Origin of the sequence: Planococcus sp. FY231025, from assembly GCF_052078085.1 — a bacterium.
In the GTDB taxonomy this organism is placed as follows: Bacteria; Bacillota; Bacilli; order Bacillales_A; family Planococcaceae; genus Planococcus.
On sequence record NZ_JBQJJG010000010.1, the window covers coordinates 116,105 to 132,660 of the forward strand.

Genomic DNA, 16,556 nt, shown 5'->3' on the forward strand with positions numbered 1-16,556 from the left:
CCTTTATTTAAATGGAAATTACATGGATTCGTATAGGGATTGAACCGGCTTGATCAACACGCGGTTAACTTCGTCGATAATCTGGCTGAGGCCCATTTCGGCTTCAAGCATCGCCAAGATCTTCGGGTTTTCCTGTGCAGCTACTGCAGTCGCTTGTGCGTCCATCATTTCCTGCTCTGTGATTTCTTCGCCTTGCGCCTGTTTTTGCTGAAGTGTAATTTGCAAATCACGGAAATTCTTGAACAATTCGTTTGAAGCGCTGTCAGAAGTGACTTCTTCGACTGCCTTCTGCAATTTCGTGAATTCCTCTGTGCTGCGGAACGTGCTTTCCAATTTGTTGATATCGTCGTAAATGTTTACTGCCATTAAAATCATTCTCCTCTTTTTATAGATTCAGCCCTATAGCTACAAACCCTTGGACTATGCCGATCAGTCCACCAAGGAGAGCGCCAAGCACTGTGATCATTTTCAGCTCACGCCGCGAGATACCGAGCACAAGCTCTTCAAGCCGGCTGAGTTCAAATGAATCGACTTGCTCTTTCACCATGCTTTCAAGATTGATCTTGCGCAAGGCTTCTTCCAATCTGACTTCCCCTTGTTCAAAGATGAAATCCGTCACGAGCGGAGTCAGGTGTTTACTTGTCCATTCTAACCCTGTTGGCCAAGTATCTGCAAGTGTCGCATCCAAACGGCGCCGGACATTGGCTGTTTCTTTAACATACTGCTTGACTGATTCTGCTGCCGGATTGAAATCGAATTCCTTTAAAAGGTCATCGGCTTTCTTATCCTGGAACTTTTCCCACTCTCCGTATGCAAGCGAAGCGACAGTCTCGAATGTTTTCGGGGAATTGAGGAATTTGACGATTTCCGGCTGGATGCGGTCGATGATCGGCCGTGATTCTCCGAGCAACGACTGCAGCACGGAACCGAAGCGTCCGCGGGACGCCAGAAATTCTTCAAAGAAGGTTTTAATCGTCTGCCGCCCTTCGAACGAAACAAAATAGTCGGTCGCTTGGTCGATTGCGTATTTCACGCCGTGCATCATTTTATGCTCGGCTTCCGTTTTCCAGTTTTCCGGGAGCAGTTCCCGGACCGTCTTTCCTTCGATATAGCCGCGAAGCGAAGCTGACTGGCGGTCGACCAATTCATCCAGCTTGGCTTCGATCTTTCCTTCCATCCCTTCTTGGTTGGCTATCAGCAGCCAGTCGTTCAATGAACGGCTCGACTGGAAGGCATGCGTCGCCAGCTGGCGCTGAATCCAATTTTCGGTGCGTGTGCGCATTTCATCGTTTAAAAACCGCTTCTTGAACGTTTCCGGAGTCAGCAGATGGTCGACGATGGTCCGTCCGAGCTGTGTGGAAAGTTCATCCCGGCGCTTCGGGATCAAGCCTGGGGTGAACGGCAATCTCCACTTGCCGAGATAAAGCGTTTTGTAGGGGCGGAACAGCATCTTGATGGCGATAAAGTTGGTGAATCCACCAATTACCGCGCCGATCAGCGCCATGAAAAGCAAGGTCAAAAATATATTCAATGGGTTCACTCATTTCTTTTTCATCTTTGTCAATCCTTGCAAATCCCTTTATAATAGAAGAAACACAAAGGAGGATTCGCATGCTGCAGCATTTCAAATTCAAGCCGATGTTCGACAACGCCCAGTTGCCTGGCTGGAACATCTCTTTTTTCTATAAGAACGAACGCATCGCGGGCGAATATCATCCGGACGGCCGCATCACCTGGCTGACGAAACAGCCGCAGGATGAAGAAACCGTAAAAACCATGATCCATGAGCTGATGCTCTACCATGTATACGATTGAAGCGCTGGAAAGTTTCCGGCGCTTTTTTATATTCGCTTTTTCATTATAGGTAAAGGGCCGGATTTTTAACAGCAATTGCATTGCGCGGACCGAAGATTGCACAGGTTCTTGCCCGGAATAAACCGGACTGCACAAAAAAGGGAATGCCCCCTTACCCGACTTGCTGGGTAGAGGACATTCCGGATTGGATCTTGTACATCTGGTAGTACTGGCCGCCGAGCTTCATCAATTCCTCGTGGGAACCGGATTCGGCAATCTCCCCGTGGTCTAGCACCAAGATGCGGTCTGCATTTTTGATGGTAGACAGACGGTGGGCAATGATAAATGTCGTACGGCCTTTTTTCAGCACGTTCATGGCATGCTGGATGATTTCTTCTGTTTCTGTATCAATGTTCGATGTGGCTTCATCCAAAATCAGGATAGCCGGGTCGAACGCCAGCGCACGGGCAAATGACACCAATTGCCGTTGGCCGGATGACAGCGTGCTTCCTTTTTCAACGACCGGTTCATCGATGCCGCCCGTCAAGTGTTTGAGGACACGTTCGCCGCCGACCGCTTCCAGAGCTTCTTCGACCCGCTCGCGCGTAATGCGCGGATCTCCAAGGGAAACATTCGACTCGATCGTGCCTGTGAACAAATACGGATCTTGCAGAACGATTCCCATATGGTCGCGGACCGACTGGCGGGACATATCATTGATATTTTGGCCATCAATGGTGATCCGCCCTTTCGAGACGTCATAGAAGCGCAGGAGCAAGTTCATGATGGAACTCTTCCCGGAGCCCGTATGGCCGACGAGCGCCACGGTCTCCCCTTGGCTCGCTTCAAACGAAATATTCTTCAAGACATATTCCTCTTTCTCATAAGCGAACCAGACATCTTCAAACCGGACATTGCCGCGGTAGCGTGCGATTTTTTCATCGCTGACCGGTTCTCCAGTGCGGTCCAGCAGGCGGAATACCCGCTCCGCTGCAACCAATGCCTGTTCCAGGCGCGAAAACTGGTTGACGATGCCGCTGATCGGATTGAACAGCCGGATGATATAGTCGATGAATGCGTAAAGCACACCCACGGTAACTGCGGTCTCCCCTGTCAGTGAACCGGCTCCGAAATAAGCGATGAACAGGATGAAAATAAGGGAGCGCAGGACTCCGACCATATTATGGGAAGCAGTCGCCTCCAGGACCAGCAATTTCTGCTGAAACTGGTAATGCGTATTGTTCAGCTCTTCAAACTCGCTTTTCATTTGCTTTTCATTGCGGAACGCCTGGATGATGGTCATCCCTTGGATCGATTCGTTGATGATGGCATTCATATCGCTCAATTTTTCACGGACGACATGATTGTATTTTGAAGCGTATTTCCGGTAGAGGAGCATCCAGCCATAGAGCATCGGAAGCAGCACCAGCATCATCGCTGCAAGCTTCCAGTCCAGGTAGAACAGCGCAGCATAGATGCCCGCCAAGTACATGAAGCTGGTTGCGAATTGGGAAAAGACTGTAAAGAACAATTCCCGGATGGCTTCCGTGTCGTTGGTGATGCGCGATACCACTTTGCCGGCCGGCAAGTCGTCGAAATACCGGATCGGCAAAGTCTGCACATGTTCGAACACATCATTGCGCATTTTCCGGATGATGCGGTTCGCCCCTTTTTGCAGGAAGATGAATTGCAAATAACGGAATACAGCCGCTACGATGCCGGAAGCCAAAAAGACGGCCAGCAAGTATGCGATCGGTTCAAAATCCACTTGCTCCTGTGCGGGAGCGATGTGGTTGTCGATGATTTCTTTGGCAATCAACGGCGCTGCGAGATCCGCAGCGACAGCGATTGCCAGGAGCACAAGCCCCCATATCAATATTCCTTTAAAAGTCATGGCGTACTGGACTAAACGTTTCCCTGTTCCCATGATTACACCTCCTCGATCTGCTGGCGGAGGAATTGTTCGTTATACCAACCATTTCTGTTCAGCAAATCTTCATGTGTTCCTTCTTCGATGATTTTGCCGTCATCGAGCACGACGATCCAGTCTGCGTGCTGCACGGCGGAAAGCCGGTGCGTCGTGATGATCGTCGTTTTTCCGGAACGTTCTTTTTGGATATTCTCAATGATTTTCGCTTCCGTCTTCGCATCCACTGCAGAGAGGGAATCGTCCAAGATGAGAATTTCCGGATTTTTAATAAGTGCCCGTGCAATCGATATCCGCTGCTTTTGGCCGCCGGACAGTGCCACCCCTTTTTCTCCCACCAGGGTGTCGAGGCCGTTCGGCATCATAGCCAAATCCTTCTCGAAATAGGAAAGGCGGATCGCTTCATCAATCTCTTCTTCGCTGGCATCCGATTTCCCGAACAGGATGTTTGCGCGGATTGTGCGCGAGAACAAGACATGGTCCTGCGGCACGTATCCGATCCAGCTGCGGATCTGGTCTTTGGTCAGCTGATCCAGCTCAATGCCGTTCATTAAGATCGAACCTTCACCCGCCGGGTATTCGCGCAGCAGCTGTTTGACGAACGTCGTTTTTCCGCTGCCCGTTTTCCCTACGATGCCGAGCGTCTGCCCGCTGTTCATGGATAAATTGATCCCTTGCAGGTTGATGGAGCTCGACTGCGGGTACGTAAAGCTGAAATCCCTGAAGCCGATGCCTTCCGGTTTCCCGGTTTCTTCCGGATTGGCCGGATCCACCACATCTTCTTTGTAGTCGAGGGTTTCATTGACCCGGTCAAGCGACGCATTTCCGCGCTGCAGGATATTGATCATTTCCCCGATGGCAAACATTGGCCAGACAATCATTCCGAGATAGACATTGAACGCCACCAGGTCACCAAGCGTCATGGTCCCTTCGGCCACTAGGAACGCACCATAGCCCAGGCCAATCATGTAGCTGAACGTTGTCAGCAATTTCGTCACCGGTGCGAACAAGGCGTCGATCCGTTCGACCGCCATGTATTTTTCATAGACATCATTGGTCATGTCCGAAAAGTCCTTTTCGGATTTGCGCTCCTGGACATATGCCCGGACGACGCGGACACCGCCGATCGATTCCAGCACGCTGTCGTTCATGTCGCCAAATGCATCCTGGGCAGCCGTATAGCGCTCGTGGATCTTTTTGCCGAGCACTTGCACCACAAGCGCCAAGATCGGCAGCGGGATCAACGCCAGGAATGTCAATTCCCAGGACACAAGCATCCCCATCGCGATAATGATCGTTGCCATGTACAAGGTGGAGTCGACCAGTGTCAATATGCCGAAGCCGGCCGTTTCCGATATGGCCCTTAAATCGTTCGTAGCCCGGGCCATCAAATCCCCCGTCCGATTCTTCTCATAGAATGTCGGGGTCATTTTCAGGAAATGGCCCATCAAACTGGAGCGAAGCTGCCGTTCTATGACGTATGCCCCGCCGAACAGCTGGTATTGCCAGACAAAATTGATGAAGTACGCCAGCACCATGGCAATCGCCAATGCCCCGATATACTGCCACAAAAGAGTTGCCGACAGCTCCCCTTGCGCAATGGAATCGATCGCCAGGCCGATCAGCCAAGGCGGTATAATTTCCAACACGTTCGCAATCATCAATAGCCCAACGGCAATCGAGTACCGGAGCCAGTTTTCTCTAAAAAACCACTTTAATTTCCATAAAACACTAAACATCATTTACGCCTTCTTTCTTTTTTTGCCGTTCACTAGTCGCCTTCAAGCGATTCCTTGATCATGATTTTCCGTTTTTGAAGTTTTCTCATCTTCATTCTCTCCTTTGGTTTTTTTATATTTGAACAGCTTAGAGCTGGACAAACCATCCGCATGGCTTTGCACTGGGGCTTCTGTCGTTAGAAACAAAAAAACCGCACACCTGTTTTCTCAGGTGCGCGGGCACGAAAAAAAGACAGGTCAGCAGACCTGTCCCCAGAATTTCTAGTCACGAAATAAATTCAATGACAATCAAGAGGTAGGCCCGGCAATTGAATTAAATTGAATGAGTTCATAAATACAGTACGTTTCATTGCCGCAGCCTCCTTTTCCATTGATTTGGTAGTTCAAGAGTAACACTCGCATTTTTGAATTGTCAACGTTTTTCGAATAAATTTTATTTTCGATGATTGTGCTTATGTTTCATTCTTCCGTGCAAGGGTAATTTAGAACTAAGAACTTATGGAACGGAGTGGATCGCAATGTTTCACAACATCGCAGTAGCATATGATGGATCGGATGGAAGCAAAATGGCTTTCGACCAAGCAATTGAAATGAAGAAAGCACTGCCTGATGTAAAGCTGTCGGTCATTTACGTCAACGAAGAGTACAATGAAAATTTCCGGGCGGCACGGATGAGGGATGCGTCGGCTCCAGTCGTTTCACCGCAAGTCGACAGCACCTATGCCCAGTACATGCCGCCGGAAATCGGTGAAAATCACCACCGGGCGCCAAGCGACCTTCAGCAGCCGGGCGAATTCGAACATTCATCCATCGAGTACTCAAAGCACATGCACAATGCTATCCAGCAGCAGCTGGATGAAAAAGGCGTAGAAGCCGATGTTCTTGCTCTCGAAGGCAGCGCCGGCAAGACGATTGCAGCATATATCGAAGAACAGAACATTGATCTGCTGGTTATCGGAAACAGCGGAAAATCGGGGCTGCAAAGATTCTTTATCGGATCGGTCAGCAAAAAGCTGATAAAAGAATCTTCATGCTCGGTCCTCGTTGTCAAATAATTGATAGCCTCACCGGAAAAAGCAAGCATTTCAGCTTATCCGGTAGGCTATTTTTCTTTTCTATTCTTATTATTATACAATATTTAGTCACATATTTATCAGTTTAGATTCAGCGTGCATGGGTAAACATTACTAAGAATAAAATAATAGAGTCGAGGAAGAAGGGAAGCAGCTATGTCTAAGCATACCGTATATTTTCTGTCTTCTCAGCAGCACCGAGGCCTAATGGCTGAAATATGGGCAAACCGCCTGGAACTTCCTGACTGGGACATCCGAAGCGCTGCCTGGGGACAGCCGTCATTTACCGAAACACCTTTTGAAGTCATGAAAGAAATCGTCCTGCATATACCGAAAGTTGAACCGCGTTCTTATAATTCACAGGAAGTGAGCCAAGCCGATCTCATTGTGGCCATGCACGACAGTGAATATGAAAGTGCCGATATCCCGGCAGATCTGCCGCAGCAGAAGCTTTTAAGATGGGATATCCGAAACCCGGAACTCCGTTCTTCCGATAAAAACGAGCAATGGGCTTTATACCAGGAAGTCTGTGATGAAATCGCCGTGAATATAAAAAATCTTGAACCTTATTTCCGGTCTAATTATATGTAAAACCCTTCACTTGAACGGCCAGTGAAGGGTTTATTTTTTATTTATAGAGGACGGCGCGTACCGGGCTTCCTTCCGCTCCTGTAATTTTCAACGGCAGTGCAGCCAATTGATAGACCCCAGCCGGGACTTCATCAAGCACAATCCCTTCGAGGATGAAACGGCCGTGCTTGTTCATGGCCTGGTGCATCGGCAGCTCCTTGCTGGTTTCAGGATCGACAGAAGGCACATCGACGCCGAGAAGCTTGATGCCGTGTTCCACAAGCCATTCTGCCAGTTCGGATTCAAACAGCGGCCAATGTGGCGGGAACTTTTTCCGGTCGCTCCAGGAAGCCGTTTTGAGCAAGATTGTTGAAACACCGGCTTCCGGCGCCGGCAAATCCTTCTTGGAAATAACGGACTTCCCTTGGACATCGATCACTTGTGCCGTGGACAGATAAACATCCAGCGGAAGCTCATCGATCTTCAATCCCTGTGCATCATAATGGTACGGCGCGTCGACATGGGTGCCGATATGCGTGCTTGTCTTCAGTTCGCCGATATTGACCGAACCGCTTTGTTCCTGTGTGACTGAGAGCCGGTAACCGAACGCCGTATCTCCCGGCCATTCCGGCGTTGCAGCATTCAAATCCATTGAGATGTCATATAGTTCACGCGCCATCATGCCACCACATTTCGTTCATTGGTAAAGTTCTTAAAGAGTTCCTGGTCCATGATCCGCTTGAGCCTTCCGACCATGTCCTCGACATCCTGGAATGACGTATACAGTGCAATCGGTGCCAAACGGATGATATCCGGTGCGCGGAAATCCGGGATGACCCCTTCCGCTTTCAGCGCTTTGCAGATGCGCGCCGCTTCCTCGTGCGCAAGCGCGATATGGCCGCCGCGCTCTTCGTCAGCGTCCGGCGTCACATCTTTCAGCATCGGCAATTGCTCCGCTATGAGCTCCCGCAAAAGACGCGTCAGCTCGAGCGACTTCTGCCGGACGTTTCCAATGCCGGCTTCTTCAAAAATTTCCAAGCTGCCGAGAAGAGGCGCCATGCTGAAGATGTTCGGCGTGCCGACCTGATATGCACCGGCTCCTTCCGCTTTGACGAAGGAATGATCCATATCGAATTGCTTCGTCTTGTCTGATCCGAACCATCCGGCAATTCCCGGAAGCAGGTGATGGTGGCGTTCATGGAGATACAGTCCGCCAGTCCCTCCCGGCCCGGAATTCATGTATTTGTAATGGCACCATACAGCAAAATCGACTCCATCGTCATGAAGTTCGTGCGGCAGTGCTCCGATCGAATGGGCAAGGTCAAAACCCACCAAAATCCCTTTTTCATGGGCTGCTTCCGTGATTTTCCGAATTGGCAATAGCTGGCCGCTCCGATAGAGCACGGACGGCAGCAGCAAGACGGCTACATCTTCCGCCAGCCCTTCGGCAATGTCTTCGAAAGAAATCGTATAGCCGTCCCGGCTCTTGACTTTGCGCATCGCCGTCTCCGGATTCTGTCCCCGCAAGCGCAAATGGCTCTCCACTGCATAAATATCAGACGGGAAATTCAGCTCATCCACCAAAATCACCGAACGCTCCGCCGACGGTTGATAAACCGTCGACAGCATCTGATGGATGTTCGATGTAATCGAACCTGTCACCATGACTTCATGGGCACTGGCCCCGACAAGCGGCGCAATCCGCTCGCTCAGGTTTTCTGCCAACGTGAACCAGGGATGCTCTCCCTCTGTCCAGCCTTCGATGCCATGGTGCTTCCAACTTTCCGCCAAAGTGAAGAGCTTTTTTTCAGCCCGCCCCGACATCAGTCCGAGCGAATTCCCGTCCATATAAATCTGGTTTTCGGGCTGAAAGAATTCTTGTTTGAAGCGTGCCAACATGTCTTTCTGATCCTGCTGTTTTATCTTTTCCACCTTGCATCCCCCTCATATTTCAAATTGCGTATGCCACTGCACCTAAAACCGCCGTCACCAAGACGACAATCCAGGGAGCCAATTTAAAATAGACTAACATTGCAAAGGCAGCTAGCGCAATTGCAAAATCAACCGGCCCGCGAATAGCGGAAGTGAAAACCGGATCATAGAGAGCGGCGAGCAAAATGCCCACTACAGCCGCATTGACGCCTTTCAATGCCGCTTGGACGCCCGGTTTTGTCCGGATCACACTCCAGAACGGCAAAGTTCCGATGACCAGAAGGAATGATGGCAGGAACATCGCAATGACCGCAACAACTGCACCCAATCCACCGTCCATCAACTGGCCAAGATAACCGCTTAATGTGAAAAGCGGCCCTGGTACTGCTTGTGCTGCACCGTATCCGGAGATGAAAAGATCATCTGTCATCCAACCCGGAACAACTTCGCGTTCGAGCATCGGAAGCACGACATGCCCCCCGCCGAAAACGATGGATCCGACACGGTAAAAAATATCAAAAATCGCATAAAGTGCAGAGTCGATCGCCGGCCGCAGCAATGGCAGACCAATCAGGAGCCCAGCAAAAATGCTCCAGGCCGCGATGCCTGTCTTTCTTCCGAATGTCAGTGCCAATTTCACCGCTTCCGGCGCTTTCTCCTTCCGGAAAAGTGCATATCCGACGATTCCTGCCAGTATGATGATCCCGATTTGCGCCCACGCTGTCGGAACCAGCAGAATCACTGCGGCGGCTGCCAAGGCGATGGTAATCCGGGTCAAGTCCGGTGTCAGCGTTTTCGACATGCCCATCAATGCATGGGCAACTACCGCTACTGCGACAATCTTCAATCCATGGATCCACCCGCTGTCAAAAGCTGCGTTCGACACGAGCATGGCGAATAAAATCAGCAAAATGACCGATGGCATCGTGAATCCGAACCATGACAAGAAACCGCCGAATATTCCCCCTCTTAGCATGCCGATCGAAATCCCGACCTGGGAACTTGCCGGCCCCGGCAAGAATTGGCATAACGCCACCAAATCAGCATAGGCTTTATCATCCAGCCATTTCCGCTTCACCACGTACTCTTCCCGGAAATAGCCAAGATGGGCAGTCGGGCCGCCGAATGATGTGAGGCCCAGTTTCGTAGAAGCTTTCAAAATTTCCCCGTAATTTCTTTTCGCCATATCGTTCTCCTTTGCATTAATAAATAATACCCCCTTAAAAGCATAACTGATTGCTTATGTAATTTCATCCTTCAACTTGATGCGGATTTCATTTCACATATAGCGGGTTGTCCAGTATTTTGCTATAATGAGAAAGCTTGAAAAAACATACTGCAGCGAGCCCATAGGCAGACTGCTGTCAAACGGCCTTATAGGCTATGAAACATATAAAATCAGAATTCTGACGAAACGGCTCTCTTTCGAGGGTCGTTTCCCTTTGTTTAAGAGACTTGGAGGCGGGAAACTTTATGGAGGTATATACAAATTTGCGCAAAGGGGAAAAAGGGGCTTGGATCTCCATCGGCGCCTACATTTTCCTAAGCGCCATCAAGCTCGCGTTCGGTTTTGCGGGTTCTTCGGAAGCGCTGAAAGCGGATGGGCTGAACAACTTGACCGATATTATCGCTTCCGTCGCAGTTCTTGTGGGGCTGCGGATTTCCCAGAAGCCGCCGGATGAGAACCATCATTACGGCCATCTCCGGGCAGAGACGATTGCTTCTTTGCTGGCCTCGTTTATCATGGCCGTCATCGGGCTTCAGGTTTTGATCGACGCCGTACGGGGCTTTTTCGAACCCGCCGAATCGGTCCCTTCCCTGTATACCGCCGGCATCGCCTTTTTCAGCGCAATCGTCATGTATGCGGTTTACCGCTACAACATGAAACTGGGCAATGAAATCAAAAGTGCAGCAGTCCGGGCAGCCGCCCATGACAACCGCTCGGATGCGCTCGTCAGCGTCGGGGCGGGCATCGGGATTGTCGGGGCGGTCTTTGGTGCCCCGATCCTCGACGTCATCACCGCTTTTATCGTCGGGCTCCTCATTATCAAAACGGCCATCGACATTTTCAAAGAAGCCGTGTGGACGCTGACCGACGGCTTCCTGGAAGACGAAGTGGAAACGATGTCGGTCCTGGTCCGTAAAGTCCCGGGCGTCGGCGTCCTGCGGGATTTCAAAGGCCGGAACCATGGAAATGTCATGTTCATCGATTTGACGATTGCGGTGGACCCGTCGTTGAATGTCGTGGAAAGCCACTGGATTACGGAAGAAATCGAGCGGAAAATCCATAAAATCAAACCGAATTGCGTCATTCTTGTCCATATTGAACCTGATTTTGAAAGTCCGGAATCGGATTTCGAGTAATCAACACAGGCATTTGCCCTCAAAAAAAGAGCTGTTCCCGAATGGGAACAGCTCTCAGACTGAAGACAAAATTTAATTTGAATGAATAGAGATGCGTAAGCCCGACCGGGAACTTCACTTTTATCTAATCGATGAGGTAGGAGTAATAAACTCAACTTTAACTAGCTAAGTACAAGCCGCTGTCTTCAGGATCCGGAACGAAAGGCGGCGAGCAAGTTGGCCGAAGGCAGTTCGGGCAACTTGTTTGCGACGAAGCAGCGGAGCGATGCAACGCCCTTTCATGTCTCGAAGCTAGCGCAGCGATGCAGAGACAGGAGCACCGGTTTTGCCTGCGGGATAGCGATGTGCCGAAATCCACTCGGACGCCAGTCAATGCTTGACCGAAGCTTGCGAGGGCAAGTATTTGCGACGAGCTTGCGCAGGAGCACAGGTTCTTAGTTAGTTCGGCGCGAGCCCGCGGAAAGCGTCCGCCTGAAGTGGAGGATCCAACACAGCTTTCGTTAGTTTTATTCATATACTTGAAAAAATTATTCTTTTGTCAACAAGTTCAGAGCTGTTCCCAAATGGGAACAGCTCTTTTTCATTACCGTGCTGCTGTATGGGCGTGGTCGTCCTTTTCCGGGAAAACGCTGCGGTCGAGATATTTGTGGAAAAACCATTCTCCGCCGCCGATAACCAGGGCGGAAATGATAGCAGGAGTAATGATATTGATCTCATTGCCCACCAAAGCTTCTCCCATCAGCCAAATAACCAGGAACGCCACTACAATATCAGCAACGGTGGCAATGGCATTGCGTTTGTTTTGTTCTGAGCGGTTTCCGGCTTTCCGGAAAACCATCAGATCGCCCATGGCATATGCGATGATTGTCAGAGCCAAACTGATCCAAAGCGTGTCGGCGAACGGCACATCAAACATGAGCGTCAGAATGATAAATAAGACTGCAGCAATCATGACAAACTTAATCGCCAAAGCTTTCACGTGGTTCATAGCTCTTCCCTCCTTTAGTTTTATTACTATTTGGATACCCTTTACCGTCGAAAAACAATCATTAAATTAATAAAAATAATATTTATTTATCATTCGAATTCATAGGATTCGTGGCAAGCTGGATGCCGTTTTCGAACAGTAGCCGGGCGATTGCGTGGCGCAGGCGGCTTTCAAGTTTCTCCTTCATTTCGATGGTGGTTACGTGGACTTCAAGCTGCAGGTCCAATGCGGAATTCCGGAATCCGACAAACTGGATATCAGGCTCCTTATCCGGTATGCCCTCCATGTTTTGCATCTCCTGTCCGGCCGCTTCGCTGAGTAAATCTGCGACTTTTTCTGTGTCGCTGCCGTAAGCGACGCTGACCACCACTCTGGCCATCAGCTCTGCACTCGAACGGTTTTTAACAATCTGTTCAATGAAGTATTGGTTAGGCACCACTAGCGTTCCATCTTTCAATGTCTCCACGATTGTCGAACGCAATTTGATTTTGGAAATGCGGCCGATTTTTTTGTCGATCTCCACCATCTCCCCAACTTCCATCGGACGCTCAAATAAAATGATGATTCCGGAAACGAAATTCGCAGCGATGTTCCGCACACCGAAACCGATCCCGATTCCAAGCACACTAAAGACTACACCGATGGCAGTCAAATCAAGCCCGACCGTCGTAAAGCTCAAAGCCAGCGCCATAAACATCACGATATAATAAATCAGCCGGTTGATGGTATAACTCAGCCCGACATCAACATCAAATTGCTCGTAGAAAAAAGGCATGACATAGCTATTGAACGCTTTCACGAGCCGGCTCATGAACGTGACGATCATGACAGCTACTACAATCAGGAAAATCGACACTTCGACTCCTTCTGTTTCATAGAACGGAGTGAACAGCCATTTTTCCCGTGAGAAATAATAAAGAAAAAAGAGGATAGCACCATAAATGGCTAATAAATTCAAAACATCTTCTACGATCGGATAAACGCGGTCCCTAAAAGAACGGCCCTTTGTCCAAAAGCGGAGGAGCCAGAGCACAGCGGATTTTACAATAAAAATCAAAGCCAGGTATACGAAAAACAGAAAAAATTCAACTAAAGATAAATCCTTTAAAAAAGCAATGCCTTCAAACAGCTGGTTGTTCGGCATGGTTCCCCTCCTTTCCTAGACTATTGCCCGGTCGTCAACTTTCCACTTCCACCGTCTCGTTTCCGGTTATGCCTGCCAGTTCATCGACCCTTTGCTGAAGATACTCGCGGTCGAGGGACTTAATTTCCACATCTTGAAGGGCTTCAAGAATATAAAGCTCTGTTTTCCAGATGGTTTCATGACGGATATCTGGGGCGATCGAGGCTGCGACAATCAAGGCATCGGTCATAGCGGAAAATACCGAAATGTCCTGCTTGGAATGGTAGGTGATCTGATAGAAAGCCTTGTATAGAATATCGCTGAAAGAAGAGAAGCGGTACAATAGCCGGCTTTTTCCTCCTCCATCCGTCAGCACCAGCCCGTCTGTCTTCAAATGCCCCACCTGCCCAAGAAGGTGGCCCAGCCGCATCAGGATGTCATTTGCCGTATTCGGATCCTGGCGGCCGGGTGAAGTTGCCCGGATGGCCACTTCGACGATTTTCTGGATGGAATAGCCCAGGTCCTCTTCTGCCGTCCGTTCGTCTCCGATGGTGATGAATGCCTTTTCCGGCTGCAGGTCCCCGTTCTGTGAATAGATGCTCATGACCGGTTTCCCTTCAAAAACGTATTCCCCGATTTTCACGATGATTTCAACTTGCGCATCGTTGCCTTCCGCCCAATCTTCCAGTTTTGCTAAATCGACAAACTGGATGTATCCCGACGTTTCCGCCTTCACTTGCAATTTTCCCCCTTCCGGCCGCCACTCATCGAGCGACAGGTGTTTTTTTTCATACAGCTTTTGATATTCGGCGATGATTTCTTCAGCATCCGCCATCAATTTATTGATCAGCGTACTGACTTGAACATTCGCAGCTACAAAATGGATATAGTAGGCAAACGCCGCGATGCAGATGAAAACCACCCCAATGCCGATCGCTGTCGAAAGGATTTCATGGTCAAAGACATCTTTTTGCATATAGAGGAGTGAAAGCATATTGAAGATAAACCCGCCCAGGAAAATGCCGAGGACATGACGGGTAGTGGAACTGCGGATGAAATTTTCAGGGGCCCGCGGCGAAAATTGTGAAGCGTACATTGTTAACACTACCAGCACCGTTGAAAAAGTGAATGTGGTCATTGTCAGCATCGCTGCTGCCAGGATTCCGAGGATGGTCTGTCCGGCTTCTACATCGGTAAGAAATACAGAAGGAATCGCATCAATAAAACGCTCGATGATATACAGATCAAAATAAAACGCTGCCAGTGATAAGATCAAGGCACCCAAACTGTACAATGCCGGTGTAATCCAGATTTTTTCTTTGAAGATGTATGAAATCGGCTTCACGCGCACCCCTTCTTCCATTCCTGCATTTCTCCCTGTTTTCCCTTTCCTTTCTGCAGACAAACTAGTCATTATAAAAGGCCGGACTATTCGTCCGGCCTTTTGCTAGAGTGTCGAGAAACATTTTGTAAATAGGTTAATAAAAGAAGATCAACTTTTTATACCGCTTCGGTCGCTTTGGGAAGGGCAAAGACCATTGCTCCTGCGCAAGCTCGTCGCAAAAGAGGTGCCCAAAATCTTTTGTGCACCTCTTTGGCTTACGCCATGAGCCGAGAAGGACACTCGTCTCATAGCATCGCCCAGCCCATGGACGCGCCGGCGCTAGGTAGCTCTTGATCAATAGAGAGCTCGTGTCGTCAAATTGATTTTTCATTATAAAGGATAAGGAATTTCTATCTTTCTCAACAAGCTGACAAAAGGCGGAATTATTCATCCGGCCTTTTGCGATCATAAGTTGACAGGCAGCTCCTTGACGCCGCGGACAATCATGCCCGGCCGCCAGGACAATTCGCTTTCATCCACTGCCAGGCGAATATTCCCGAAACGGGACAGCAGGCTTGAAATGGCAATTTCCCCTTCAAGCCTTGCAAGCGGCGCGCCCAGGCAAAAATGGATGCCCATGCCGAATGCCAGGTGCGGGCTCTTTTCCCGCAAAATGTCGAACCGATCCGGTGCCTCGAATTTTTCGGGATCATGATTCGCAGCATTCAGAGCTACTACTACGACATCTCCCCGGTGGATCCTTTTCCCCCGGAATTCCAGGTCTTCGCTTGCCCAGCGCGACGTGCTGAATTCCACCGGCCCGTTGAAGCGGAGCGATTCCTCTATCGCTTGAGGCACCAGTTCCGGCTGCTCCCTCAGCATGTCCTGCTGATCAGGATGTGCCATCAGGGCAAGAACCGTATTGCCGATCAGGTTCACGGTCGTCTCGTGACCGGCAATAATCAGCAGTGAGACCAAACCGTACAATTCTTTCTCTGAGAGCCGGTCGCCTGCCTCTTCCGTCTCGATCAATTTGCTGATCAAGCTGCCATCCGGATTGGCTCGGACCTTCTGGAACCACTGGCCGAGGTATTCGATGAACTGCGTCATATGCTGATAGACACTGACGCCCGCTTCTCCGCTGGTTCCTTCGATCAGCGAATTGGACCACAGCCGGAATTTATCACGGTCTTCGGCAGGCACGCCTAAAATCTCGCAGATGACGATGATCGGGAGCGGGAACGCAAATTCATCAATGAGGTCAACATCCTTCTTTCCTTCCAGACCATCCAGAAGGGTGTCCGTGATTTCCTGTATGCGTCCGCGCATGCCCGAAATCATTTTCGGCGTGAACGCTTTTTGTGCCAGCCCCCTTAAGCGCTTATGGTCCGGCGGGTCGGAAAAAAGCATATTCTGGGTGAAGACGGACATGCCGTCCATGCTGCCGCCGTAAAGCTTCGAAAAGTCCTTGATAAACCGGGCATCCTTGAGAACCGCTGCTCCGTCTTCATAACCGGTCACCAGCCAGCCCCGCTGCCCGTCCGGAAAATGCACATAATGGACCGGATCCATTTCCCGCAATTTCGAATATGCCGGATAGGGATTGCGGATAAAATCTGCTGTAAACAATTCTTCGGTCATCTTCTTCGCCTCCTTTTGTATCCTATACCCTGCCAGCTCTCGGACCGTATCGTTCCTTCGCCTTAATTTGCACGACAAAAT

At 49.8% G+C, this 16,556-nt stretch carries 15 protein-coding genes; 4 read left to right on the forward strand and 11 right to left on the reverse strand.

The window, feature by feature from the left end; all coding sequences use genetic code 11:
- Window positions 1-18: 18 nt before the first annotated feature.
- Entirely contained in the window at window positions 19-366 is a 348-nt protein-coding gene (locus ACTL32_RS15860) for a YlbF family regulator (RefSeq protein WP_441342388.1), read from the reverse strand.
- Window positions 367-385: 19 nt separating this feature from the next.
- Complete coding sequence (locus ACTL32_RS15865) at window positions 386-1,540, reverse strand: DUF445 domain-containing protein (protein WP_441342389.1); 1,155 nt, start codon at window positions 1,538-1,540, stop codon at window positions 386-388.
- Window positions 1,541-1,611: 71 nt separating this feature from the next.
- Here ACTL32_RS15865 and ACTL32_RS15870 point away from each other — a divergent pair, with 71 nt between their 5' ends.
- Entirely contained in the window at window positions 1,612-1,815 is a 204-nt protein-coding gene (locus ACTL32_RS15870) for a YheE family protein (protein WP_441342390.1), read from the forward strand.
- Window positions 1,816-1,966: 151 nt separating this feature from the next.
- On the opposite strand, the gene ACTL32_RS15875 is transcribed toward ACTL32_RS15870, so the two are convergent.
- Together ACTL32_RS15875 and ACTL32_RS15880 are read right to left on the reverse strand one after the other, a co-directional pair.
- Entirely contained in the window at window positions 1,967-3,721 is a 1,755-nt protein-coding gene (locus ACTL32_RS15875; RefSeq protein ID WP_441342391.1) for an ABC transporter ATP-binding protein, read from the reverse strand.
- 2 nt (window positions 3,722-3,723) lie between these two features.
- The gene (locus ACTL32_RS15880; protein ID WP_441342392.1) at window positions 3,724-5,460 is read right to left on the reverse strand and encodes an ABC transporter ATP-binding protein; all 1,737 of its coding nucleotides are present in this window, start codon (window positions 5,458-5,460) and stop codon (window positions 3,724-3,726) included.
- A 518-nt stretch (window positions 5,461-5,978) separates the two neighbouring features.
- Between ACTL32_RS15880 and ACTL32_RS15885 the strand changes: the two genes are divergently transcribed.
- Together ACTL32_RS15885 and ACTL32_RS15890 are read left to right on the forward strand one after the other, a co-directional pair.
- Window positions 5,979-6,515, forward strand: coding sequence for a universal stress protein (locus ACTL32_RS15885; RefSeq protein WP_441342393.1), 537 nt, complete (start codon window positions 5,979-5,981; stop codon window positions 6,513-6,515).
- 225 nt (window positions 6,516-6,740) lie between these two features.
- A complete protein-coding gene (locus ACTL32_RS15890) occupies window positions 6,741-7,124 on the forward strand; it encodes a phosphatase (RefSeq protein WP_441342394.1) in 384 nt (127 codons plus the stop codon).
- A gap of 37 nt (window positions 7,125-7,161) precedes the next feature.
- Here ACTL32_RS15890 and kynB read toward each other — a convergent pair whose 3' ends face one another.
- Genes kynB through chrA form a run of 3 tightly spaced genes read right to left on the reverse strand, consistent with a single transcriptional unit; the run spans window position 7,162 to window position 10,221 of the window.
- Entirely contained in the window at window positions 7,162-7,782 is a 621-nt protein-coding gene (gene kynB / locus ACTL32_RS15895; protein ID WP_441342395.1) for an arylformamidase, read from the reverse strand.
- Window positions 7,782-9,035 carry a kynureninase gene (gene kynU, locus ACTL32_RS15900; RefSeq protein WP_441342396.1) on the reverse strand — a complete coding sequence of 418 codons (1,254 nt, stop codon included), beginning with the start codon at window positions 9,033-9,035 and terminating at the stop codon, window positions 7,782-7,784. Before kynU ends, kynB begins: the two co-directional genes overlap by 1 nt.
- A 19-nt stretch (window positions 9,036-9,054) precedes the next feature.
- Window positions 9,055-10,221 (reverse strand): chromate efflux transporter, encoded by a 1,167-nt coding sequence (gene chrA, locus ACTL32_RS15905; RefSeq protein ID WP_441342397.1) that lies wholly within the window; start codon window positions 10,219-10,221, stop codon window positions 9,055-9,057.
- A 287-nt stretch (window positions 10,222-10,508) separates the two neighbouring features.
- Here chrA and ACTL32_RS15910 point away from each other — a divergent pair, with 287 nt between their 5' ends.
- Entirely contained in the window at window positions 10,509-11,399 is an 891-nt protein-coding gene (locus ACTL32_RS15910) for a cation diffusion facilitator family transporter (protein ID WP_441342398.1), read from the forward strand.
- 583 nt (window positions 11,400-11,982) lie between these two features.
- Here ACTL32_RS15910 and ACTL32_RS15915 read toward each other — a convergent pair.
- The 4 genes from ACTL32_RS15915 to ACTL32_RS15930 all read right to left on the reverse strand — a co-directional run bounded on the left by ACTL32_RS15915 (window position 11,983) and on the right by ACTL32_RS15930 (window position 16,475).
- Window positions 11,983-12,387, reverse strand: coding sequence for a YndM family protein (locus tag ACTL32_RS15915; RefSeq protein ID WP_441342399.1), 405 nt, complete (start codon window positions 12,385-12,387; stop codon window positions 11,983-11,985).
- An 82-nt stretch (window positions 12,388-12,469) separates the two neighbouring features.
- Entirely contained in the window at window positions 12,470-13,531 is a 1,062-nt protein-coding gene (locus ACTL32_RS15920) for a mechanosensitive ion channel family protein (protein ID WP_441342400.1), read from the reverse strand.
- 34 nt (window positions 13,532-13,565) lie between these two features.
- The gene (locus ACTL32_RS15925) at window positions 13,566-14,873 is read right to left on the reverse strand and encodes a DUF2254 domain-containing protein (RefSeq protein WP_441342401.1); all 1,308 of its coding nucleotides are present in this window, start codon (window positions 14,871-14,873) and stop codon (window positions 13,566-13,568) included.
- Between the two features lie 426 nt (window positions 14,874-15,299).
- Window positions 15,300-16,475: a cytochrome P450 family protein gene (locus ACTL32_RS15930; RefSeq protein ID WP_441342402.1), complete on the reverse strand. Its 1,176-nt coding sequence runs from the start codon at window positions 16,473-16,475 to the stop codon at window positions 15,300-15,302.
- Window positions 16,476-16,556 lie beyond the last annotated feature (81 nt).

Coding starts and splice junctions, on each gene's coding strand:
- ACTL32_RS15870 (WP_441342390.1), top strand. CDS start 1,612: ATGCTGCAGCATTTCAAATTCAAGCCGATGTTCGACAACGCCCAGTTG.
- ACTL32_RS15860 (WP_441342388.1), bottom strand. CDS start 366: ATGGCAGTAAACATTTACGACGATATCAACAAATTGGAAAGCACGTTC.
- ACTL32_RS15920 (WP_441342400.1), bottom strand. CDS start 13,531: ATGCCGAACAACCAGCTGTTTGAAGGCATTGCTTTTTTAAAGGATTTA.
- kynB (WP_441342395.1), bottom strand. CDS start 7,782: ATGGCGCGTGAACTATATGACATCTCAATGGATTTGAATGCTGCAACG.
- ACTL32_RS15910 (WP_441342398.1), top strand. CDS start 10,509: ATGGAGGTATATACAAATTTGCGCAAAGGGGAAAAAGGGGCTTGGATC.
- ACTL32_RS15930 (WP_441342402.1), bottom strand. CDS start 16,475: ATGACCGAAGAATTGTTTACAGCAGATTTTATCCGCAATCCCTATCCG.
- ACTL32_RS15880 (WP_441342392.1), bottom strand. CDS start 5,460: ATGTTTAGTGTTTTATGGAAATTAAAGTGGTTTTTTAGAGAAAACTGG.
- ACTL32_RS15875 (WP_441342391.1), bottom strand. CDS start 3,721: ATGGGAACAGGGAAACGTTTAGTCCAGTACGCCATGACTTTTAAAGGA.
- ACTL32_RS15915 (WP_441342399.1), bottom strand. CDS start 12,387: ATGAACCACGTGAAAGCTTTGGCGATTAAGTTTGTCATGATTGCTGCA.
- ACTL32_RS15885 (WP_441342393.1), top strand. CDS start 5,979: ATGTTTCACAACATCGCAGTAGCATATGATGGATCGGATGGAAGCAAA.
- ACTL32_RS15925 (WP_441342401.1), bottom strand. CDS start 14,873: ATGGAAGAAGGGGTGCGCGTGAAGCCGATTTCATACATCTTCAAAGAA.
- ACTL32_RS15890 (WP_441342394.1), top strand. CDS start 6,741: ATGGCTGAAATATGGGCAAACCGCCTGGAACTTCCTGACTGGGACATC.
- chrA (WP_441342397.1), bottom strand. CDS start 10,221: ATGGCGAAAAGAAATTACGGGGAAATTTTGAAAGCTTCTACGAAACTG.